Annotated in this window: 15 protein-coding genes and 1 pseudogene; 10 read left to right on the top strand and 6 right to left on the bottom strand. The window is 69.3% G+C overall.

The window, feature by feature from the left end; all coding sequences use genetic code 11:
* The first annotated feature begins 33 nt into the window (after nucleotides 1-33).
* The 3 genes from V8J36_RS20290 to V8J36_RS20280 all read left to right on the top strand — a co-directional run bounded on the left by V8J36_RS20290 (nucleotide 34) and on the right by V8J36_RS20280 (nucleotide 3369).
* Nucleotides 34-1542, top strand: coding sequence for an ABC transporter ATP-binding protein (locus V8J36_RS20290; protein ID WP_336469148.1), 1509 nt, complete (start codon nucleotides 34-36; stop codon nucleotides 1540-1542).
* 143 nt (nucleotides 1543-1685) lie between these two features.
* Entirely contained in the window at nucleotides 1686-2873 is a 1188-nt protein-coding gene (locus V8J36_RS20285; RefSeq protein WP_336469147.1) for a hypothetical protein, read from the top strand.
* A gap of 46 nt (nucleotides 2874-2919) precedes the next feature.
* A complete protein-coding gene (locus V8J36_RS20280; RefSeq protein ID WP_336469146.1) occupies nucleotides 2920-3369 on the top strand; it encodes a cyclic nucleotide-binding domain-containing protein in 450 nt (149 codons plus the stop codon).
* Nucleotides 3370-3391: 22 nt separating this feature from the next.
* Here V8J36_RS20280 and V8J36_RS20275 read toward each other — a convergent pair whose 3' ends face one another.
* The 3 genes from V8J36_RS20275 to V8J36_RS20265 are packed head-to-tail and all read right to left on the bottom strand — an operon-like array spanning nucleotide 3392 to nucleotide 6221.
* A complete protein-coding gene (locus tag V8J36_RS20275; RefSeq protein ID WP_336469145.1) occupies nucleotides 3392-4144 on the bottom strand; it encodes a polysaccharide deacetylase family protein in 753 nt (250 codons plus the stop codon).
* The gene (locus V8J36_RS20270) at nucleotides 4141-5262 is read right to left on the bottom strand and encodes a glycosyltransferase family 4 protein (RefSeq protein WP_336469144.1); all 1122 of its coding nucleotides are present in this window, start codon (nucleotides 5260-5262) and stop codon (nucleotides 4141-4143) included. The genes V8J36_RS20275 and V8J36_RS20270 overlap by 4 nt, the downstream gene beginning before the upstream one ends.
* On the bottom strand, nucleotides 5259-6221 hold the full coding sequence (locus V8J36_RS20265) for a polysaccharide lyase (protein ID WP_336469143.1): 963 nt from the start codon (nucleotides 6219-6221) through the stop codon (nucleotides 5259-5261). The genes V8J36_RS20270 and V8J36_RS20265 overlap by 4 nt, the downstream gene beginning before the upstream one ends.
* Nucleotides 6222-6324: 103 nt before the next feature.
* Between V8J36_RS20265 and V8J36_RS20260 the strand changes: the two genes are divergently transcribed.
* Nucleotides 6325-7668 carry a nucleotide sugar dehydrogenase gene (locus V8J36_RS20260; protein WP_336469142.1) on the top strand — a complete coding sequence of 448 codons (1344 nt, stop codon included), beginning with the start codon at nucleotides 6325-6327 and terminating at the stop codon, nucleotides 7666-7668.
* On the top strand, nucleotides 7665-8141 hold the full coding sequence (locus V8J36_RS20255) for a class I SAM-dependent methyltransferase (protein WP_336469141.1): 477 nt from the start codon (nucleotides 7665-7667) through the stop codon (nucleotides 8139-8141). The genes V8J36_RS20260 and V8J36_RS20255 overlap by 4 nt, the downstream gene beginning before the upstream one ends.
* A gap of 17 nt (nucleotides 8142-8158) precedes the next feature.
* Here V8J36_RS20255 and V8J36_RS20250 read toward each other — a convergent pair whose 3' ends face one another.
* The 3 genes and pseudogenes from V8J36_RS20250 to V8J36_RS20240 form a co-directional block, all read right to left on the bottom strand.
* Complete coding sequence (locus tag V8J36_RS20250; protein WP_336469140.1) at nucleotides 8159-9052, bottom strand: FkbM family methyltransferase; 894 nt, start codon at nucleotides 9050-9052, stop codon at nucleotides 8159-8161.
* 231 nt (nucleotides 9053-9283) lie between these two features.
* Nucleotides 9284-9421 (bottom strand): annotated as a pseudogene (locus V8J36_RS20245) (IS5/IS1182 family transposase); the annotation flags it as partial.
* A gap of 428 nt (nucleotides 9422-9849) precedes the next feature.
* Nucleotides 9850-10719: a LysR family transcriptional regulator gene (locus V8J36_RS20240; RefSeq protein WP_336469139.1), complete on the bottom strand. Its 870-nt coding sequence runs from the start codon at nucleotides 10717-10719 to the stop codon at nucleotides 9850-9852.
* A gap of 200 nt (nucleotides 10720-10919) precedes the next feature.
* On the opposite strand from V8J36_RS20240, the gene V8J36_RS20235 reads away from it, so the two are divergent.
* The 5 genes from V8J36_RS20235 (at nucleotide 10920) to V8J36_RS20215 (ending at nucleotide 16272) form a co-directional block, all read left to right on the top strand.
* Complete coding sequence (locus V8J36_RS20235) at nucleotides 10920-12080, top strand: NAD(P)/FAD-dependent oxidoreductase (RefSeq protein ID WP_336469138.1); 1161 nt, start codon at nucleotides 10920-10922, stop codon at nucleotides 12078-12080.
* The gene (locus tag V8J36_RS20230; RefSeq protein WP_336469137.1) at nucleotides 12077-12424 is read left to right on the top strand and encodes a RidA family protein; all 348 of its coding nucleotides are present in this window, start codon (nucleotides 12077-12079) and stop codon (nucleotides 12422-12424) included. The genes V8J36_RS20235 and V8J36_RS20230 overlap by 4 nt, the downstream gene beginning before the upstream one ends.
* 62 nt (nucleotides 12425-12486) lie before the next feature.
* Nucleotides 12487-14178, top strand: coding sequence for an ABC transporter substrate-binding protein (locus tag V8J36_RS20225; RefSeq protein ID WP_336469136.1), 1692 nt, complete (start codon nucleotides 12487-12489; stop codon nucleotides 14176-14178).
* 121 nt (nucleotides 14179-14299) lie between these two features.
* Nucleotides 14300-15250: an ABC transporter permease gene (locus V8J36_RS20220; RefSeq protein WP_336469135.1), complete on the top strand. Its 951-nt coding sequence runs from the start codon at nucleotides 14300-14302 to the stop codon at nucleotides 15248-15250.
* Nucleotides 15250-16272, top strand: a complete 1023-nt coding sequence (locus tag V8J36_RS20215; protein ID WP_336469134.1) for an ABC transporter permease — start codon at nucleotides 15250-15252, stop codon at nucleotides 16270-16272. Before V8J36_RS20220 ends, V8J36_RS20215 begins: the two co-directional genes overlap by 1 nt.

Raw genomic sequence — 16272 nt, 5'->3', positions numbered from 1 at the left:
GATCCACCGGTCCCGGGTGGACGGGATGGCCCGATGGAACCCAACATCTTCCGCTACATCTGGTCCCACACCCGGCGCGAGCAGCTGGTGATCCTGCTGATCGTGCTGATCTCGATGGTGCCCTATTACGTGTCGTTCGACCTGCCCAAGCAGATCGTGAACGGCCCGATCCAAGGCGAGGGCTTCGGCGCCCCCGGCGCCACGCAGCCGTTCTTCGCCCTCACCCTGCCGATCCCGTTCTGGGGCGACGTGGTACTGACCGACGGGATCGCGCTCGAGCGGCTGCCGCTGCTGATGGCGCTGAGCCTGACCTTCCTCGCGATGGTCGTGATCAACAACGGCTTCAAATACCTGATCAACACCTACAAGGGCCGGCTGGGCGAGCGGCTGTTGCGCCGCATCCGCTTCCAGCTGGTCGACCGCATCCTGCGCTTCCCGCCCGCGCGCTTCCGCCAGCTGAAGGCCGGCGAGGTCTCGAGCATGGTGAAGGACGAGGTCGAGCCGATCGGCGGCTTCTCGGGCGATGCCTTCGTGCAGCCGGCGATGCTGGGCGGGCAGGCGCTGACCGCGCTGGTCTTCATCTTCATGCAGCATTTCTGGCTGGGCTCGGTCGCGGCGGGCATGGCGGCGATCCAGGTGGCGATCATCCCGCGGATGCGCCGCAGGCTGATCATCCTGGGGCGCGAGCGGCAGCTGACCGCGCGCGAGCTTGCGGGCCGCGTCGCCGACATCGTCGACGGGATCGCCACGATCCACGCCAACGACACCTCGAACTGGGAACGCGCCGACATCACCGACCGGCTGGGGCGGATCTTCCGGATCCGCTACGACATCTACCAGTGGAAGTTCATGGTTAAATTCCTGAACAACTTCCTGGCACAGCTGACCCCCTTCCTGTTCTATTCGATCGGCGGCTACCTGACGATCCGCGGCTCGCTCGACGTGGGCCAGCTCGTCGCCGTCATCAACGCCTACAAGGAGCTGCCGGGCCCGCTGAAGGAGCTGATCGACTGGGATCTGGCGCGTCAGGACATGCAGGTGAAATACGAGCAGGTCGTCGAGCAGTTCGAGGCCGAGGACATGATCGACCCCGCACGCCACGCGATCGACGCCGCCGCGGTCGAGGGCGCGCTTGCGCCGCTGGCGATCCGCGGGCTGGGCGTGACGACCGAGGTCGGCTCGACTCTGATCTCTGACGTGACGCTGGAACTCTCGCCGGGCGAGACTGTGGCGGTGATCGGCGGCACCGCCGATGGCGCGCCGATCCTGGGCGAGGTGCTGGGCGGCACCCTGCGCCCCACCCACGGCCAGGTGACGCTGGGCACGCACGAAATCGCGACCCTGCCCGAGTCGGTCACCGGGCAGGTCGTCTCTTACGCGACGGCGACCAGCTATTTCTTCGCGGGCAGCCTCTTCGACAACCTGACCTACGGGCTCAGGNGCACGAAATCGCGACCCTGCCCGAGTCGGTCACCGGGCAGGTCGTCTCTTACGCGACGGCGACCAGCTATTTCTTCGCGGGCAGCCTCTTCGACAACCTGACCTACGGGCTCAGGCACCGTCCCGGACCCGACCCGGAAGACCTCGACAGTTCGCGCTTCGGGCGTGACTGGCAGCGGCGCGAGGCGCTGCGCGCCGGCAACCCGGACCTGAACCTCGCCGCGGACTGGATCGACCCCGAGGTCGTGCAGCCCAGCCCCGGCGAACACGGGCTGATGGGCTCGCTCTCCGAGGTGCTGCGCGTCGCGGGGCTTGAAGGCGACGTGATCGACTTCGCCCTGCGCAGCGTGATCCCGCTCGACGATCTGGAAGGGATGGACAGCCAGGCGCTCGACCTGCGCGAAAGCTTCCATGCCCGGCTGCGCGACCGCGGGCTGAACCACCTCGTGCTGCGCTTCGACCCCGAGCGCTTCAACTCCGAGGCGACGATCGGGCAGAACCTGTTCTTCGGCGTCGCGACCGAGGGCATGGCCAGCATCCAGACCATGGTCAGCCACCCGTTCTTCCGGGACACCATCGCCGTCGACGGGCTGGCGCAGGACTTGTTCGCGCTGGGCTGGCAGTTCGCGACCCAGACGGTCGAGATCTTCCGCGGGCTCGAGGAGATGCCGGAGCTGCTGCAATGGCTGACCTACATGACGCCCGAAGAGCTGCCGCGCTACGAGCAGCTGCTGGCGCGCGTCGACCGCAGCTCGTTCGCGGTGGCCAGCAACGAGGACCGCAGGGCCCTGATCCGGCTGGCCTTCTTCTACATCGAGCCGCGCTACCGCTTCGGGCTGCTGACGCAGGAGCTGCGCGAGAAGATCATCGCCGCGCGCCACCGGCTGCGGCGCAACATGCCGCAAGAGCTGGAGCCGCTGATCCAGCCCTATGACCCCGCGACCTATCTCAGCGCCGGGACGCTGCTGGAGAACGTGCTGTTCGGCAAGGTCAACCAGCGCATCGGCAATGCCGACCAGACCCTGCGCGAGATCGGCCGCGAGCTGCTGGCCGAGCGCACCGACCTGCGCCTGAAGGTGCTGAAGCTGGGTCTTGCCCACGAGATCGGGCCCGGCGGCCGCCGGCTGAGCAATCTGCAGCGCCAGCGACTCGGTCTGGCGCGGATGCTGGTCCGCCGGTCGCTTTATTACGTCATGAACGAACCTCTCGCCGGGGCCGACGCTTCGCTGCAACAGCAGATGATCGAAAGGATTCTTGCCTTCCTGGCCGCCCAGCCGCAGTCGCCGGCGGTTCTGTGGGTCCTTGCCAATTCGGAACTCGCCCACCATTTTGGCAGGAAGGTCGAATTTTCGCAGGGACGCCTGCTTGAAAGCGTGCCGGAGGCGCTGAATGAAGATCAGCCTCCTTTACGCAATCTGAACACCGCGTCATGATACTTCCATAAAGGACTGCTACACGTTCGCTGCGCGAGGGTTGAAGATGCTGCTCCAAGACGAAGTGAAACTGCTCCAGAAGCTTGATCTGTTCGCGGGTATCGACCCCGGACGGCTCAAGATACTGGCGTTCGCGTCGGAGCGCTGCCACTTCGACCCCGAAGAGACGCTGTTCCGCGAGGGCGACGAAAGCTTCGGCGCGCTGGTGATCGTCTCGGGCACCGTCGATGTCTCTAAATCCGAAGACGGCGTGCATGTGCTCAAGACCGGCTCGGACAAGGGCGTGGCCATCGTCGGGCAATCCTCGATGATGTCCGACCAGCCGCGCAACGCCACCGTCACCGCGCTGACCGAGGTCGAGGCGCTGCGGATTAACCGCGACTGCTTCGTCAAGCTGATGGCCAGCTGCCCGAAGTGCAGCGCGGGCATCATGGATGCGCTGGGCCGCAAGCTGTCCGACGAAGACCTGCCGAAAGCCGTCGGCGCCTTCCACTGATCCCGCGCCGGCCCTGACCGGCTCAGGACCCGGGGTCTTGGGCCTTGGCGATGATGCGCGCGACGCCGGGCCAGACCGCGCCCGGGTGACTGGCGGTCAGCGCCACGAGATCCTCGAGAAACGCCCAGGCTGCCCCGTCATGCACGAGGTGGTGGCTCAGCACCCCCAGCGCGGGCAGGTCCATGCGCGCGAGCCCCAGCGCTTCTGACCAGAGCGCCTCGGCCGGGCGGCCGCCGCGGGTGCCGCGCCAGTCGATGATGTCGAGATGGCTGTTCACCTCGGCCAGCCCCTGCCCCGCGGCCCGCGCCTGCGGCCCGAAGGTCGACAGCGCGGCAAAGCCCGCCCCGCGCAGCCCTGCGATCACCCCGGGCGCGATGCGGTTCCACGGCGGCACCAGCAGCGGCAGCGCCCGATCGCCATGCAGCGCCGACAGGTGGCGGGCGCCGGCCCCAAGCTCGGCCAGCACGGTCGCGGCCGGGCGGTGCGCGCCCAGCTCCTGCGATTTCTCGACGGGGCCGGCATGGTTGCGATGCGACCAGCCGTGCACGGCGACACTGACCGCCTGCCGGCCAGCCAGATGCCGTGCCAGCGCCGGGCCGGTCGCGGCCGGGATCACCGCCAGCGTCAGCGGCAGCGCCCCCATCAGCCCCAGCAGGCGGTCGAGCGCCGGCGTCGGTTCCACCGCGTCATCGTCGCGCAGCCACAGCACCAGCGGCCGCCCCGCCGCGGCGCGGGCATCGAGTTCGGACAGGAAGGCGTCGCGGGCCGGGGTCATGCCGCCCTCCGGGCCACGGCGGCGCGCAGGATGACGTCGAGCCGGGCCGCCGCAGCGCCGATCCGGTGCCGCTCCGTCACCGCGCGGCGTGCCGCTGCAGCCATAGTCGCGCGCTGTGCCGGATCGCCGAGCAGCCCGGTCACCGCCGCGGCCAGCGCCGCATGGTCGCCGGGGGCCACGAGGATCCCGGTCTCGCCCTGCCGCACGACCTCGGGCACGCCGGCGGTGTCCCAGGCCAGCACCGGCAGGCCGACGGCCTGCGCCTCGAGATAGGCCAGCCCATAGGCCTCGCCGCAGCCGGGCCAGAGATAGAGCGCGGCGCGCGACAGCAGCGCGCCGACCGCCTCGGGCGCCACCGCGCCCTGCCAGTCGAGACGCCGCGGATCGAGCCCGGCAAAAAGCGCCTGAACCTCGGCCCGCGCCGGGCCGTCACCGACGATGGTCAGGGTCCAGTCCGTTCCGGGGGGCAGCCGGTGCAGCACCTGCGCAAGATCGCGGTAGCTGTCGAGCTTGTCGCCGCGGCGCATCATCGCCACGCAGACCAGCCCGGTGCCGGTCGCGGGCGGCGGCAGATCGTCCAGCTCGAGGAACGGCGGAAGGTGGCAGGTCCGGGCCGCGGGCAGCGCCGCCTGCAGCCCGGCACGGTCGCGCCGGGTCAGGCACAGGTTCATCGCCGCCCCGGCCAGCGCGGCGCGCACCGTGCCCTGGGTCGCGGCCCAGATCCCGTGGTCGCGGCGGGCGGACAGCGAGGCCTCGGCGCTCAGCCAGGGGATGCCCGCGGCCGCGGCCAGCGGCGGGCCCAGCAGGTCGGGCGACTTGTAATAGGGATGATAGCAAAGGAACGCGTCCGGCGCGCCCTCGCGCGCCCAGTCGCGGGCGATCCGCGCCCGTTCCTGCGCGGCGGCGTCCTCGAGCGCGGCCAGGGCCGGCGCATCGTTCGGATCGGGCAGGAAGGCGCGCAGTTCGGACACCAGCGTGACCCGGTGGCCCGCGCGTTCCAGCGCCGCGATCAGCAGCCGCGCCATCAGCCGGTCGCCCGAGGGCACCGGATGGCGGGGCGACTTCAGGGGCGCGTAGAAGGCGACCCGCAGCCCGTCGGAACGCGCGCTACCGCTCACTCCTGCCCCGCGCAGGCGGCCTCGGGCAGGATCGAGCGGCAGTCGGGGCCGCGCCGGAAGCTGTCGTAGAACATGGTCCATTCGCCCTCGCCCGCATCGCGGTAGGGGCCGAACTTGAAATACTGGTTCCGGCCAAGGCCCGTGTCGTCATGACCGATGCGCCCGCGCGCGGTCAGCAGCGGGGCCCCGTCGACGAGGATGCGGATCTCGCCGCCACCATTCGGGCCGGGCCGGGTGTAGAAGGCGTAGTCATGCCAGTCGGGGGCCGCATGCGGCAGGGTCGCCGTGCCGCCGGTCAGCACCAGCGCGTCGGTGCAATGGTCGAACTCGGGCGTGACCTCGGGAGTCCAGGCGGCATCGACCGCGACGAGGTAGCGCATCTGCGCGGTCTCGGGCCGCAGCCAGACCGGCGTCCAGCCCGCGGGACAGCGCCCCGCGACCACCGCGGGCGCCGCGGCCGGCGGCGGCTGGTAGTTGGTCTCGACCGTCACGAAGACCTGCCCGCTGCGCATCCGCAACGCGAGGAAGGGGCTGAAGTCGCCCTCGGCCTCGGGCCCGATCTCGCGCTTCCACTGCGCGACGACATAGCGGTGGTCGTCGGTGGGCGGGCGGTCGTCGAACCGCATCGCGAAGCCGTACCAGACCCCCTCGTCATAGGGCACGCGCAGCGGCGTCTTTTCCCAGATCTCGGCGCGTTCGCTGCAACCCTCGCTGCCCGGCGGGCAATGCGGACGCACCGACAGCTGAAGCGCGCCGGCCCCGGCGTCGCGGACCGTCGACTGGAACAGGACGCTGCCCGCCGACTGCTCGGAATTCTCGCGGTAGTAGAGCCCGCCCTCGGCCGAGAAATCCGCGCCATCGAAGCCGTCGACCAGCCGCAGGGTCCGGGGGTCGTCCTGCGCCAGCGCCGAAAGCGGCCAGATCAGGGCAAGAACGGTCATCGCGAGGTGGCGGCGCATCCCGGTCAGTCCCTTGTCGCTGCGTGCATTTGCGGCGAACTTGACACCCGCCGGCCCCTGCCGCAATCCCCTATCCGACCTGCCAGCCTTCCGGAGCCACGCCATGACCGCCCTACCCGATGCAGCCGGTGCGCTTCTTGCTCGGATCGAGGCGCGCGAGGCCCGTGCGGGCGTAATCGGGCTGGGTTATGTCGGCCTGCCGCTGGCGATGACGCTGACCACGGCCGGCTATCCGGTCACCGGCTTCGACATCGACCCGGCGAAGATCACCGCGATCGAGGCGGGCGAAAGCTATATCGAGGCGGTGGACCCGGCAAAGCTTGCCGCCGCCGTCGCCGCGGGCCGCTTCGCCGCCACCTGCGACTTCGCGCGGCTGGCCGAATGCGACGTGATCGCGATCTGCGTGCCCACGCCGCTGTCGCCGCATCGCGACCCCGACCTGTCCTATGTCGAGCGCACCGCCGAGGCGATCGCCGCCACGCTGCGCCCCGGCCAGATGGTGGTGCTGGAATCGACCACCTGGCCCGGCACCACCGATACGGTGCTGCGCCCGATCCTCGAACGCTCGGGGCTCGTTTCCGGGCGCGACTTCTTCCTGGGTTTCTCGCCCGAGCGCGAGGACCCGGGCAACCGCAGCTTCGCCACCGCGACGATCCCGAAGGTCGTGGCCGGCGACGGCGCGGCGGCGGGACAGCTGATCGCTGCCTTCTACGGCGCGGCGCTCGAGCGGGTCGTGCCGGTCTCGACCACCGCCACGGCCGAGGCGGTGAAGATCACCGAGAACGTCTTCCGCGCCGTCAACATCGCGCTCGTGAACGAGTTGAAGGTCGTCTACGAGGCGATGGGCATCGACATCTGGGAGGTGATCGAGGCCGCCAAGACCAAGCCCTTCGGCTTCATGCCCTTCTACCCCGGCCCCGGCCTTGGCGGGCACTGCATCCCGATCGATCCCTTCTACCTGACCTGGAAATCGCGCGAATACGAGCTGCCGACCCGGTTCATCGAACTGGCCGGCGAGATCAACTCGGCCATGCCGCGCCATGTCGTCGGCCGGCTGGCCGAGGCGCTGGACCGCGTGGCGGGCAAGGCGCTGAGCCGGTCGCGGGTGCTGGTTCTGGGGCTGGCCTACAAAAAGAACGTCCCCGACATCCGCGAAAGCCCCTCGCTGAAGCTGATCGAGCTGCTGCTCGAGCGCGGGGCCGAGGTCGACTATCACGACCCCCATGTCGCCGAGGTGCCGCAGACCCGCGCCTATGGCGCGCTGAAGGGGCGCCGTTCCGTGCCGCTGTCGGCCGAGGTGCTGGCGGGGGTGGACGCGGTGCTGATCTCGACCGATCACGACGCGGTGGATTACGCAGGGCTCGCCGCGCGGGCCGCTCTGATCGTCGACACCCGCAACGCGATGGCCGCCCGCGGACTGTCGGGGTCCAAGGTGGTGAAGGCATGAGCCGTCTGGACAGCGTCATCCGCCGCCTGAGCGCGCAGCGCGACCTGCTGAACCAGCTGGCCGCCGAAGGCCTGCCCGAGGGGCCGGTGCTGGAACTCGGCCTTGGCAACGGGCGGACCTACCACCACCTGCGCGAGCGCCTGCCCGGCCGCAGGATCATCGCCTTCGACCGCGCGCTGGCGGCCCATGCCTCGTCGATCCCGCCCGAGCGCGACCTGGTGCTGGGCGAGATCGCCGAGACCGCGCAGGCCTTCCTGGGTCTGGGTGCGGCGCTGGTCCATGCCGACATCGGCACCGGCTATGACGACCGCGACGCGGTGACGCTGACCTGGCTGCCGGATCTGGCGGCGGGGGTGCTGGCACCGGGCGGCATCGCGCTGAGCGGCCTGCCACTGGCGCATCCCGCGCTGCAGCCGCTGCCCCTGCCCGACAGCGTGCCCGCCGACCGGTATTTCCTGTACCGCCGCGCCTGACCCCGCACGGGGCAGGTTCAGCGGTCGGTCCCCTCCGCGCCGACAGCGGCGAGGCGCTCGGCCACGAGGTCGATCTGCTCGACCCGGCCCGCCGCGATGTCGTCGCGCAGCGTCTCCAGCCGGACCGGCCGGCCGGCATCGTCGCGCAGCACCGGGAACAGCGCCGCGAGCCGCTCGAGCACCTCGAGCGCCGGGCCCGGGCCGGAATGCAGCGGGCTCAGCTCGATGCAGATCCCGAGGCAGTGCCGCGCCAGCAGCGCGGGGTCGCAGCCTGCCAGCACCTCGGCCTCGAAGCCCTCGGTGTCGACCCACAGGAAGAAGGGCTCGTCCAGCCCCAGCCGGTCGAGCCGCGTCACCCGCACCCGCTCGACCCCGCCGGGATCGGCGAGCCCGTGGAAGGAATGACCGCCGCCGTTATGCGCATCGAGATTGATCTCGCGCTCTTCCTCGACCCGGCCGAGGGCCGCGTGGTGCAGGCGGGCCGCGATGCCGTTGCGCGCCATGTTGCCGCGCAGCAGGGCGAAGTTGCGCGCCACCGGCTCGACCGCCACGAAGCGCGAGAAGCCCTGCGCATGCGCGTTCAGGAGCGTGGTCCCGACATTGGCGCCGACATTGACGAAAAGCGGGCGCGCCTCGCCCAGCAGCCTGGCGACCACCGCCATCGGTTCGGGCTGGAAGGCCCCGGTCTTCAGCACGCCGACGGCGATATGTCCCGCCCGGGTGTCGAGCTCGATCTCGTAGCGCTCGCCATAGCGGGCGACGAGGCTTGTGATGCCCATCCCGGCACAGCTGCGCAGCAGCGCGCTGGGTCGGCGCGCCGCCACCTCGGGCATATGCGTCGCGAGATAGCGCCGGCGGCCCCGGCTGCTCAGCAGCGCCCAGAGCGAGGCCCAGAAATCCGTCTTGCCCATCGGTGATCGCGCCTCGCCCTGTCGTCGCCCCGGAAGTAACGGCGCCGGCGCGGCGACGCCAGCCATCATTCCCGCGGCGGGGACGGCTGGGTCATCATCCCCACGGTCTTCGATCGTGGAATTTTCTCGCGTCGCACGCCGGGGATATCCACGGGAGGAAGAGCCGTTCCCCTGTACCCTGCCGCGCAAATCGGGAGATGGCCGAGGTTCCCCATCCCCCGGACGGACTTGTCCCACAGCTTCCGGGACGGATATGCCGAGCGCGGTGTCTCCGCTCAGGACGGCGATGCGGACCCGTGGTTTGGCGACCTGACGGTCGAAGTCCCGCGCCATAAGGCGGTGCCCCAGCAGCATCACACTGTGCATCCGATCGCCGAGAAAAACGGTCCGCCGGACTGTTTTCTGATCCTCGTCACCGCTGCAGGTCTGCAGCCGGGCACGTCTAGCCTGTCGGCGCGGCCGCCCGGATCATGTCGCGGTCGGACCGGATCGCCATCGAGCCCCGCCGCTTGAGCGCTTCATTGCAGGCTGGCCGGCTCCTGCTCTTCCAGGTCAGGAAAGCCTCGACACGTCAATTCCGACGCAGATCGTGCCGTGGAAGTCCGCGTGTCTCCTTCATCGCAACCGGACCGCCCCCCGCCACACCGCGATCGGAAGGCATGCCAATCCGTCAGGGCCGGGCCGATGAAAAAGGCATGCGGCCTTGGATGACTGCGCGCGCGGATGGGCGCAGGGGCGGACCAGCGGCGCGGGCGCGCCGATCTTCCCGGTCGGCCCGTCCGCCTTCCGGGCGCAGCCTAGACCAGGCGCGCGCTGTCCAGGATCCAACTGCGCACCTGCTGCCGGTGCCGCCCCTTCAGAGGGGACGTATCCGACAGGTAATAGGCCCAGGCGGCCTCGGCACGCGCCGGAAGCGCCTCGACCAGCAGTCCGCGCTTGAGGTAGATCTGCGCGAGCGACAGTTGGGTCGCGATCAGCCCGCCACCCTCTGCCGCAAGCTCGAGCGCGATATTCGTCGAGTTGGTCGTCAGCCGCGCGCCGCGCGCCGATGCGTCCAACCCGATCGCGTCGGCCATCGCACTCCAGTATTCCTGGCGGCCGAGCACGGTGATCCAGTGATGCGCCAGCGCGTCCTGCGGGCCCGACAGCCGTCCGATCGAGGGTGCGGCCAGCAGCACGAGCTCGTCGCGCCACAGCAGTTCCGAGCCCGGCGGCTGCTGGTCGTAGCGACGCACATGGATCGTCAGATCTGCCGGCGCGTCCTCGTGGTCCTCCCAGACGATGCCGCGCAGCACGACCTCGATCTGGGGGTTCTGCAGGCTGAACCGGGCCAGCACCGAAGCGAGCCAGTTCTCGGCCAGGCTGACGGGACAGGCAATGGTAACGGTCCGGCTGCGGGCTTCGGTCACGATCGCCTCGGTCGCCTCGTCGATCTGCTGCAGCGCCTGGCGCAGCGTCGGCAGATAGGCCTCGCCCATGTCGGTCAGCTTCAGGCTGCGGGGATAGCGTGTGAAAAGCTGGCGCCCGACATGCTGTTCCAGCGACCGCACATGGCTGCTGACCGCGGCCTGGGTCAGACCAAGCTCCTGCGCGGCACGGGTGAAGCTGAGATGGCGCGCAGCGGACTCGAACGACCGGATGTAGGTCAGGGGCGGATGCGTCTTCATGGGTAACCTTCGAATTCAAGCGGCGGCGCGGCAAGCGGCAAGTTTGGGCGAAGACTAAATGAAACCGGGTCAAAGTCTCAAAAATTATCGCATGATCTTGTTTCCTCGAGGTCTCTATGCTGCATCGCAACGAAGACCGGCCACCGATGGCCAGGGCGGGCGACCGCTGATCGGTGTGCGCAGCAGGGAAAGATGCAAGCATGAGCGACGACGACGACCGGGCCGAGGTGATCATCATCGGGGGCGGGATCGTCGGTGCCGGCGCAGCCTGCGAGATCTCGAAATTCGCCCGCGTCCTGATCCTCGAGGCCGAGGACACCTGCGGGTACCACGCCACCGGGCGCTCGGTGGCAAGCTTCACCGAAAACTACGGCACCGGCGTCATCCGCCGTCTCGCCATGGCCAGCCGGGACTTCCTGACCGCACCGCCCGAAGGCTTCGTCGAGGCCCCGATCCTTGGCCCGCGGGGCATGATCACCGTGGCCCGCGCCGACCAGAAGGACTTGATCGACTTCGAACTCGACCGCGCGCGGGCGCTGGTGCCCTCGATCCACGCGCTCACGGTCGACGAGGCGATCGCGCGGGTTCCGGTCCTGCGGCGCGACTACCTCGCCCATGCGATCTTCGAGCCGCATTCGATGGATGTCGACGTGCACCTTCTGCACCAGGGCTACCTGCGCGCGGCCCGGTCGCGGGGGGCCCGCGTTCTGACCTCGGCCGCGGTCACGGGACTTGTCCGCATCGGCGACGATTGGCAGGTGGAGACGCGCAAGGGCACGTTCCGCGCGCCGCGCGTGGTCAATGCGGCGGGGGCCTGGGCCGACCGCGTGGCGGATCTGGCGGGGGTGCGCCGGCTGGGGCTGCAGCCCCTGCGGCGCACGGTCTTCAACATCCCCGCCCCCGAGAATTCCGCAGCCTGGCCGCTGATCAACGACGTGGGCGAGGAGTTCTTCTTCAAGCCGCTGAGCGGGCAGATCATGGTCTCGCCCGCCGATGCCACGCCCTCGGACCCGATGGATGCCTGGGCCGACGAGATGGACATCGCGATTGCCGCCGAACGGCTGGAACGCGCCACCACGATCACCGTGCAGCGCGTCACCCATTCCTGGGGAGGCCTGCGCACCTTTGCCCCCGACGGCTCTCCCGTCGCGGGCGAGGCACCCGACGCCCCCGGCTTCTTCTGGCTGGCGGGACAGGGCGGCTACGGCATCAAGACCTCGCCCGCGCTGTCGGCCGCGATCGCGGCCCTCGTGCGCGGCGCGGCCCTTCCCGAGACCCTGCAGGCCCAGGGGATCTCGGCCGACGACCTGACCCCGGCGCGCTTTCTAGTGCCGGCCCTGACCGATGAGGAAAGACCATGACCATCGACCGCCACGCCAACGGGGAACGCTTCTGCCGGGTGCTGACCCACAACGGCACCGTCTACATGTCGGGCATGACCGCCGATGACACCACCGGCGACACGGCCGCCCAGACCCGCGACACGCTGGCCAAGATCGACCACTTCCTCGGGCTGGCGGGGTCGGACCGCTCGAAGCTTCTGAGCGCGACCATCTGGCTGCGCGACATCGCGGATTTCGAGATCATGAACCGCGAGTGGGACGCCTGGATCGACCGCGCGGCGATGCCGGTGCGCGCCACGGTGGAATCGCGACTGGCAGGCGACGCCTACCGGGTCGAGATCATGGTGATCGCCGCCGCGTGACCACGCGGCGACGCGACCAGAACGACAAAACAAATATCAAAATAAACAACAGGGTGAACTCAATGGCGAAGATGAACGAGCCGCTGGTGCGGCTTCTGAAGACGCAGCTCGACCAAGGCCGGATGGACCGGCGCCAGTTCCTGCGCATGGCGACGATGGTCGGCGTGTCGCTTGCCGCGGCGCGCGGCATGGTCGGAATGGCCGAGGCCCAGGAGGGCACGTTGCCGTTCCCGGCCGTCGAGGCCGGCGCGAAGGCTGGCGGCACATTGCGCATCGGCCAGCGCGTGGCCAGCATGGACGATCCGGCGCTCTACAGCTGGAACGAGATGTCCAACCAGTCGCGCCCGATCATCGAGCACCTCGCGCTACTGGGCCCTGACAACATCGTGCGCCCCATGCTGCTGGAAAGCTGGGAGCCGTCGGCGGACCTGAAGACCTGGATCCTGCACATCCGCCCGAACGTGATGTGGCACAACGGCGAGATGCTGACCGCCGAGCACGTGGCCTTCAACCTGCGCCGCTGGTCGGATTCGGCCTCGGGGTCGTCCAACATCGGCCTGTCGACCTTCAGCGCGCTCGCCGTGCCCACCGGTGAGGTCAACGCCAAGGGCAAGCCGGTGATGGTCCCCGCCGAGAACGGGGTCGAGATCGTGGACGACCTGACGATCCGGCTAAACCTGTCGCGCCCGGTTCTGTCGGTGCCGCAGGACTGCGCCGAATATCCGACGCTGATCGTGCACCCGAGCTTCACCGCCCCGTTCTCGGGCACGCCGATCGGCACGGGGGCCTTCACGCTGGCCGAATTGGCGGTGGGCGAGCGCTGCATCCTGAAGCGCGTCACCGAGACCACCGACGGCAAGCCCTTCACCTACTGGGGCGGCGACGTCTACCTGGACGAAGTGCATTTCTACAACTTCGACCAGGAGAACCAGGTTGCGGCGCTGGCCTCTGGCACGGTGGACGCGATCTACGAGCTGACCGCCGACCAGCTTCCGCTGGCCCAGGCGCTGGACGCGGTGCAGATCGGCTCGGTCGGCTCGGCCCAGACCCTGTGCTGCCGGATGCAATGCGATGTCGCGCCCTACGATGACATCCGCGTGCGCCAGGCGGTGACCAAGGCCGTCGACAACGCCGCGATCGCCGCGCTGATCTTCCCCGAGGGCGGGCTGCCGGCCTGGAACCACCATGTCGCGCCGGTGCACCCGGAATATTTCGACCTGCCGCCGCTCGAACGTGACGTTCAGGGCGCGAAGGCGCTGCTGGCCGAGGCGGGGCATGCCGACGGGATCGACCTGACCATCGATGTCGGCAACACCGACGGCCCGTGGCACCAGGCGGTCTGCGAGGCGATGCGCGACCAGCTGGCCGAGGCGGGCATCCGGCTGTCGGTCAACGTCGTGCCCTCGACCCGCTACTGGGAGATCTGGAAGAGCACGCCCTTCGGCGCGACCTCCTGGGCGCACCGCCCGCTGGGCACGATGACGCTGGGCCTGGCCTACCGCACCGGCGTGCCGTGGAACGAAAGCCACTTCTCCAGCGCGGAATTCGACGCGGCGCTCGCCGATGCCGAGGCGACCGTCGATGTCGAGGCCCGTCGCGCCAAGATGAAGGCCGTGCAGACGATCCTTCAGGACAATGCCGTGATGGTCCAGCCGCTCTGGCGCCCGGTCTACAACCTCGCCTCGACCAAGGTGCACGGGTTCCAGCCGCATCCCTCGCGCCAGTTCCACGTGAACAGCGTCTGGATGGGCTGAGCGCCGTCCCGACCATGGGTCGCGCGCCCGGGATCGTCCGCCACGGACGACGAAGGGCGCGCGTCTTTTCGCCCGGGGCCGCGGCCCCGCGGCGGGCCGTCCCTTTCCAATACGGACTCCGATGACAAAACTCATCTGCAAACGCCTGGCCCAGATGGTGCTCATCATGGTGAGCGTGTCGCTGCTGCTCTTCGCCATTTTCGACACCGACCAGTTCCGCAGGCAGGTCGCCGTGGCCGAGCTGGGCGGGTTCGGCGTGGCGACGCTGTCGGAGGAGGATTACGCGGCCTGGATCACCAAGCGCGGGCTCGATCAGCCGTTCCTCGAACGCTACGGCGACTGGGTCGCCAAGATGGCACAGGGCGACATGGGCATGTCCATCGAGAAGGACGTCGCCGTGTCGACGCTGATCGCGGGCCGGCTCAAGGCGACGGCGGTGCTTGCCTTCTTCTTCTTCCTCGCGATGGTCCCGATATCGCTCACGCTCGGAACGCTGGCGGGCATGCGCGAAGGCGGGCGCCTTGACCGGGTGATCTCTGTCCTCGCGATCGTCACGACCTCGATCCCGCAGATCGCCACCGCGGTGATGCTGACGGTGGTCTTCGCGCTGGGCCTTGGCTGGGTGCCCGCGAAATCGGCGATGACGCAGGGCTTCTCGTTCCGCGAACTGGTGCTGCCGCTCGCCACGCTGCTGATCTACGACATCGGCTACGTGGTGCGCATGACCCGCGCCTCGATGGCCGAGGTGATGGCCGCGAACTACATCCGCACCGCGATCCTCAAGGGGCTGGCCTACCGGACGGTGATCCTGCGCCATGCGCTGCGCAACGCGCTGATCGTGCCAGTGACGCTGATCTTCCTGCAGATGAACTGGCTGCTGTCGCATGTCGTGGTCGTCGAGGTGTTCTTCCAATACGCGGGCTTCGGTCGGATGCTCTACGAGGCCGCGGTCTTCGGCGACATCGAGGTGCTGCAGGCGGCGACGCTGGTCGCGGTGGCGGTCGCGGTGCTGTCGCAGCTGCTGTCCGACATCGCCTACATCCTTCTCAATCCGCGCGTGAGGATCTCGTGATGTCGATCGCCTTCGCTCCGTTCGGGCGCCGCGGCGCCGAGGCCCGGCGCCCGGCCGTTGTCGTCAACCTCGCGCTGGTGGCGCTTGTCTGGGTCCTGCTCTGCGGCTACGTGATGTTTCCCGGGCTGTTCGGCGGGCTGCACCGCTGGATCCTGCTGCCCGCGATCCCGGCCGTCATCCTGCTTTACGTCAACGCGATGCGGGCCTGGTCGGGATCGCGCATCGCGCAGATCGGCGTCACGCTGGTCCTGTTCTGGATCCTGATGGCGGTGAGCGCGCCCTACCTGCCGCTGCTGGATCCCAACCGGCCCGTTGCCCCCTATCTCATGCCGGGCACGACGCGCGGCGACGTGACCTTCTGGCTGGGCACCGACATGCGCGGGCGCGACATGCTGGCACGCACGATCTGGGGCTGTCAGCGGGTGATCGTCTGGGGGATCTCGGCGACGGTCGTGGCCTATGCCGTCGGCGCGGCGCTGGGGCTGATGGCGGGCTATCTGGGCGGCTGGTGGGACGAGGTGCTGTCCTATCTCAGCAACGTGCTGCTGTCTTTCCCGGTCATGGTGCTGTTCATCCTGGTGCTGAACTACCTCGGCCAGAGCGGGTTCAACATCATCATCGCGGTCACCGCCTCGTCGGCGCCGGCCATCATGCGCATCGTGCGCGGGCTGGCGCTGGACTGCCGCAGCCGCGACTACATCCAGGCCGCCCAGACCCGGGGCGAAAGCGCGCTCTGGATCATGGTCATGGAGATCCTGCCCAACGTCCGCGGCCCGCTGATCGTCGATGCCTGCCTGCGCCTGGGATACACCACCGTCACCATCACGACGCTGACCTTCCTCGGCCTCGGCCTGCAGCCGCCGGACCCGGACTGGGGGCTCATGATCAAGGAGGCGGCGACGGCGGCGCTTCTGTGGAAATTCGCATACATGCTGATCGTGCCCTCGGTTGCGGTCACCACGCTGATCCTCGGCTTCAACCTGATGGCCGACGGGTTGCGCGAACTCAGCCTGAAGGACTGA

This window comes from Frigidibacter sp. MR17.14 (assembly GCF_037095735.1).
Classification (GTDB): Bacteria; Pseudomonadota; Alphaproteobacteria; order Rhodobacterales; family Rhodobacteraceae; genus Frigidibacter.
Note: the sequence above shows the minus strand (reverse complement) of the source record. Positions and strands in the feature narration are given on the sequence as shown.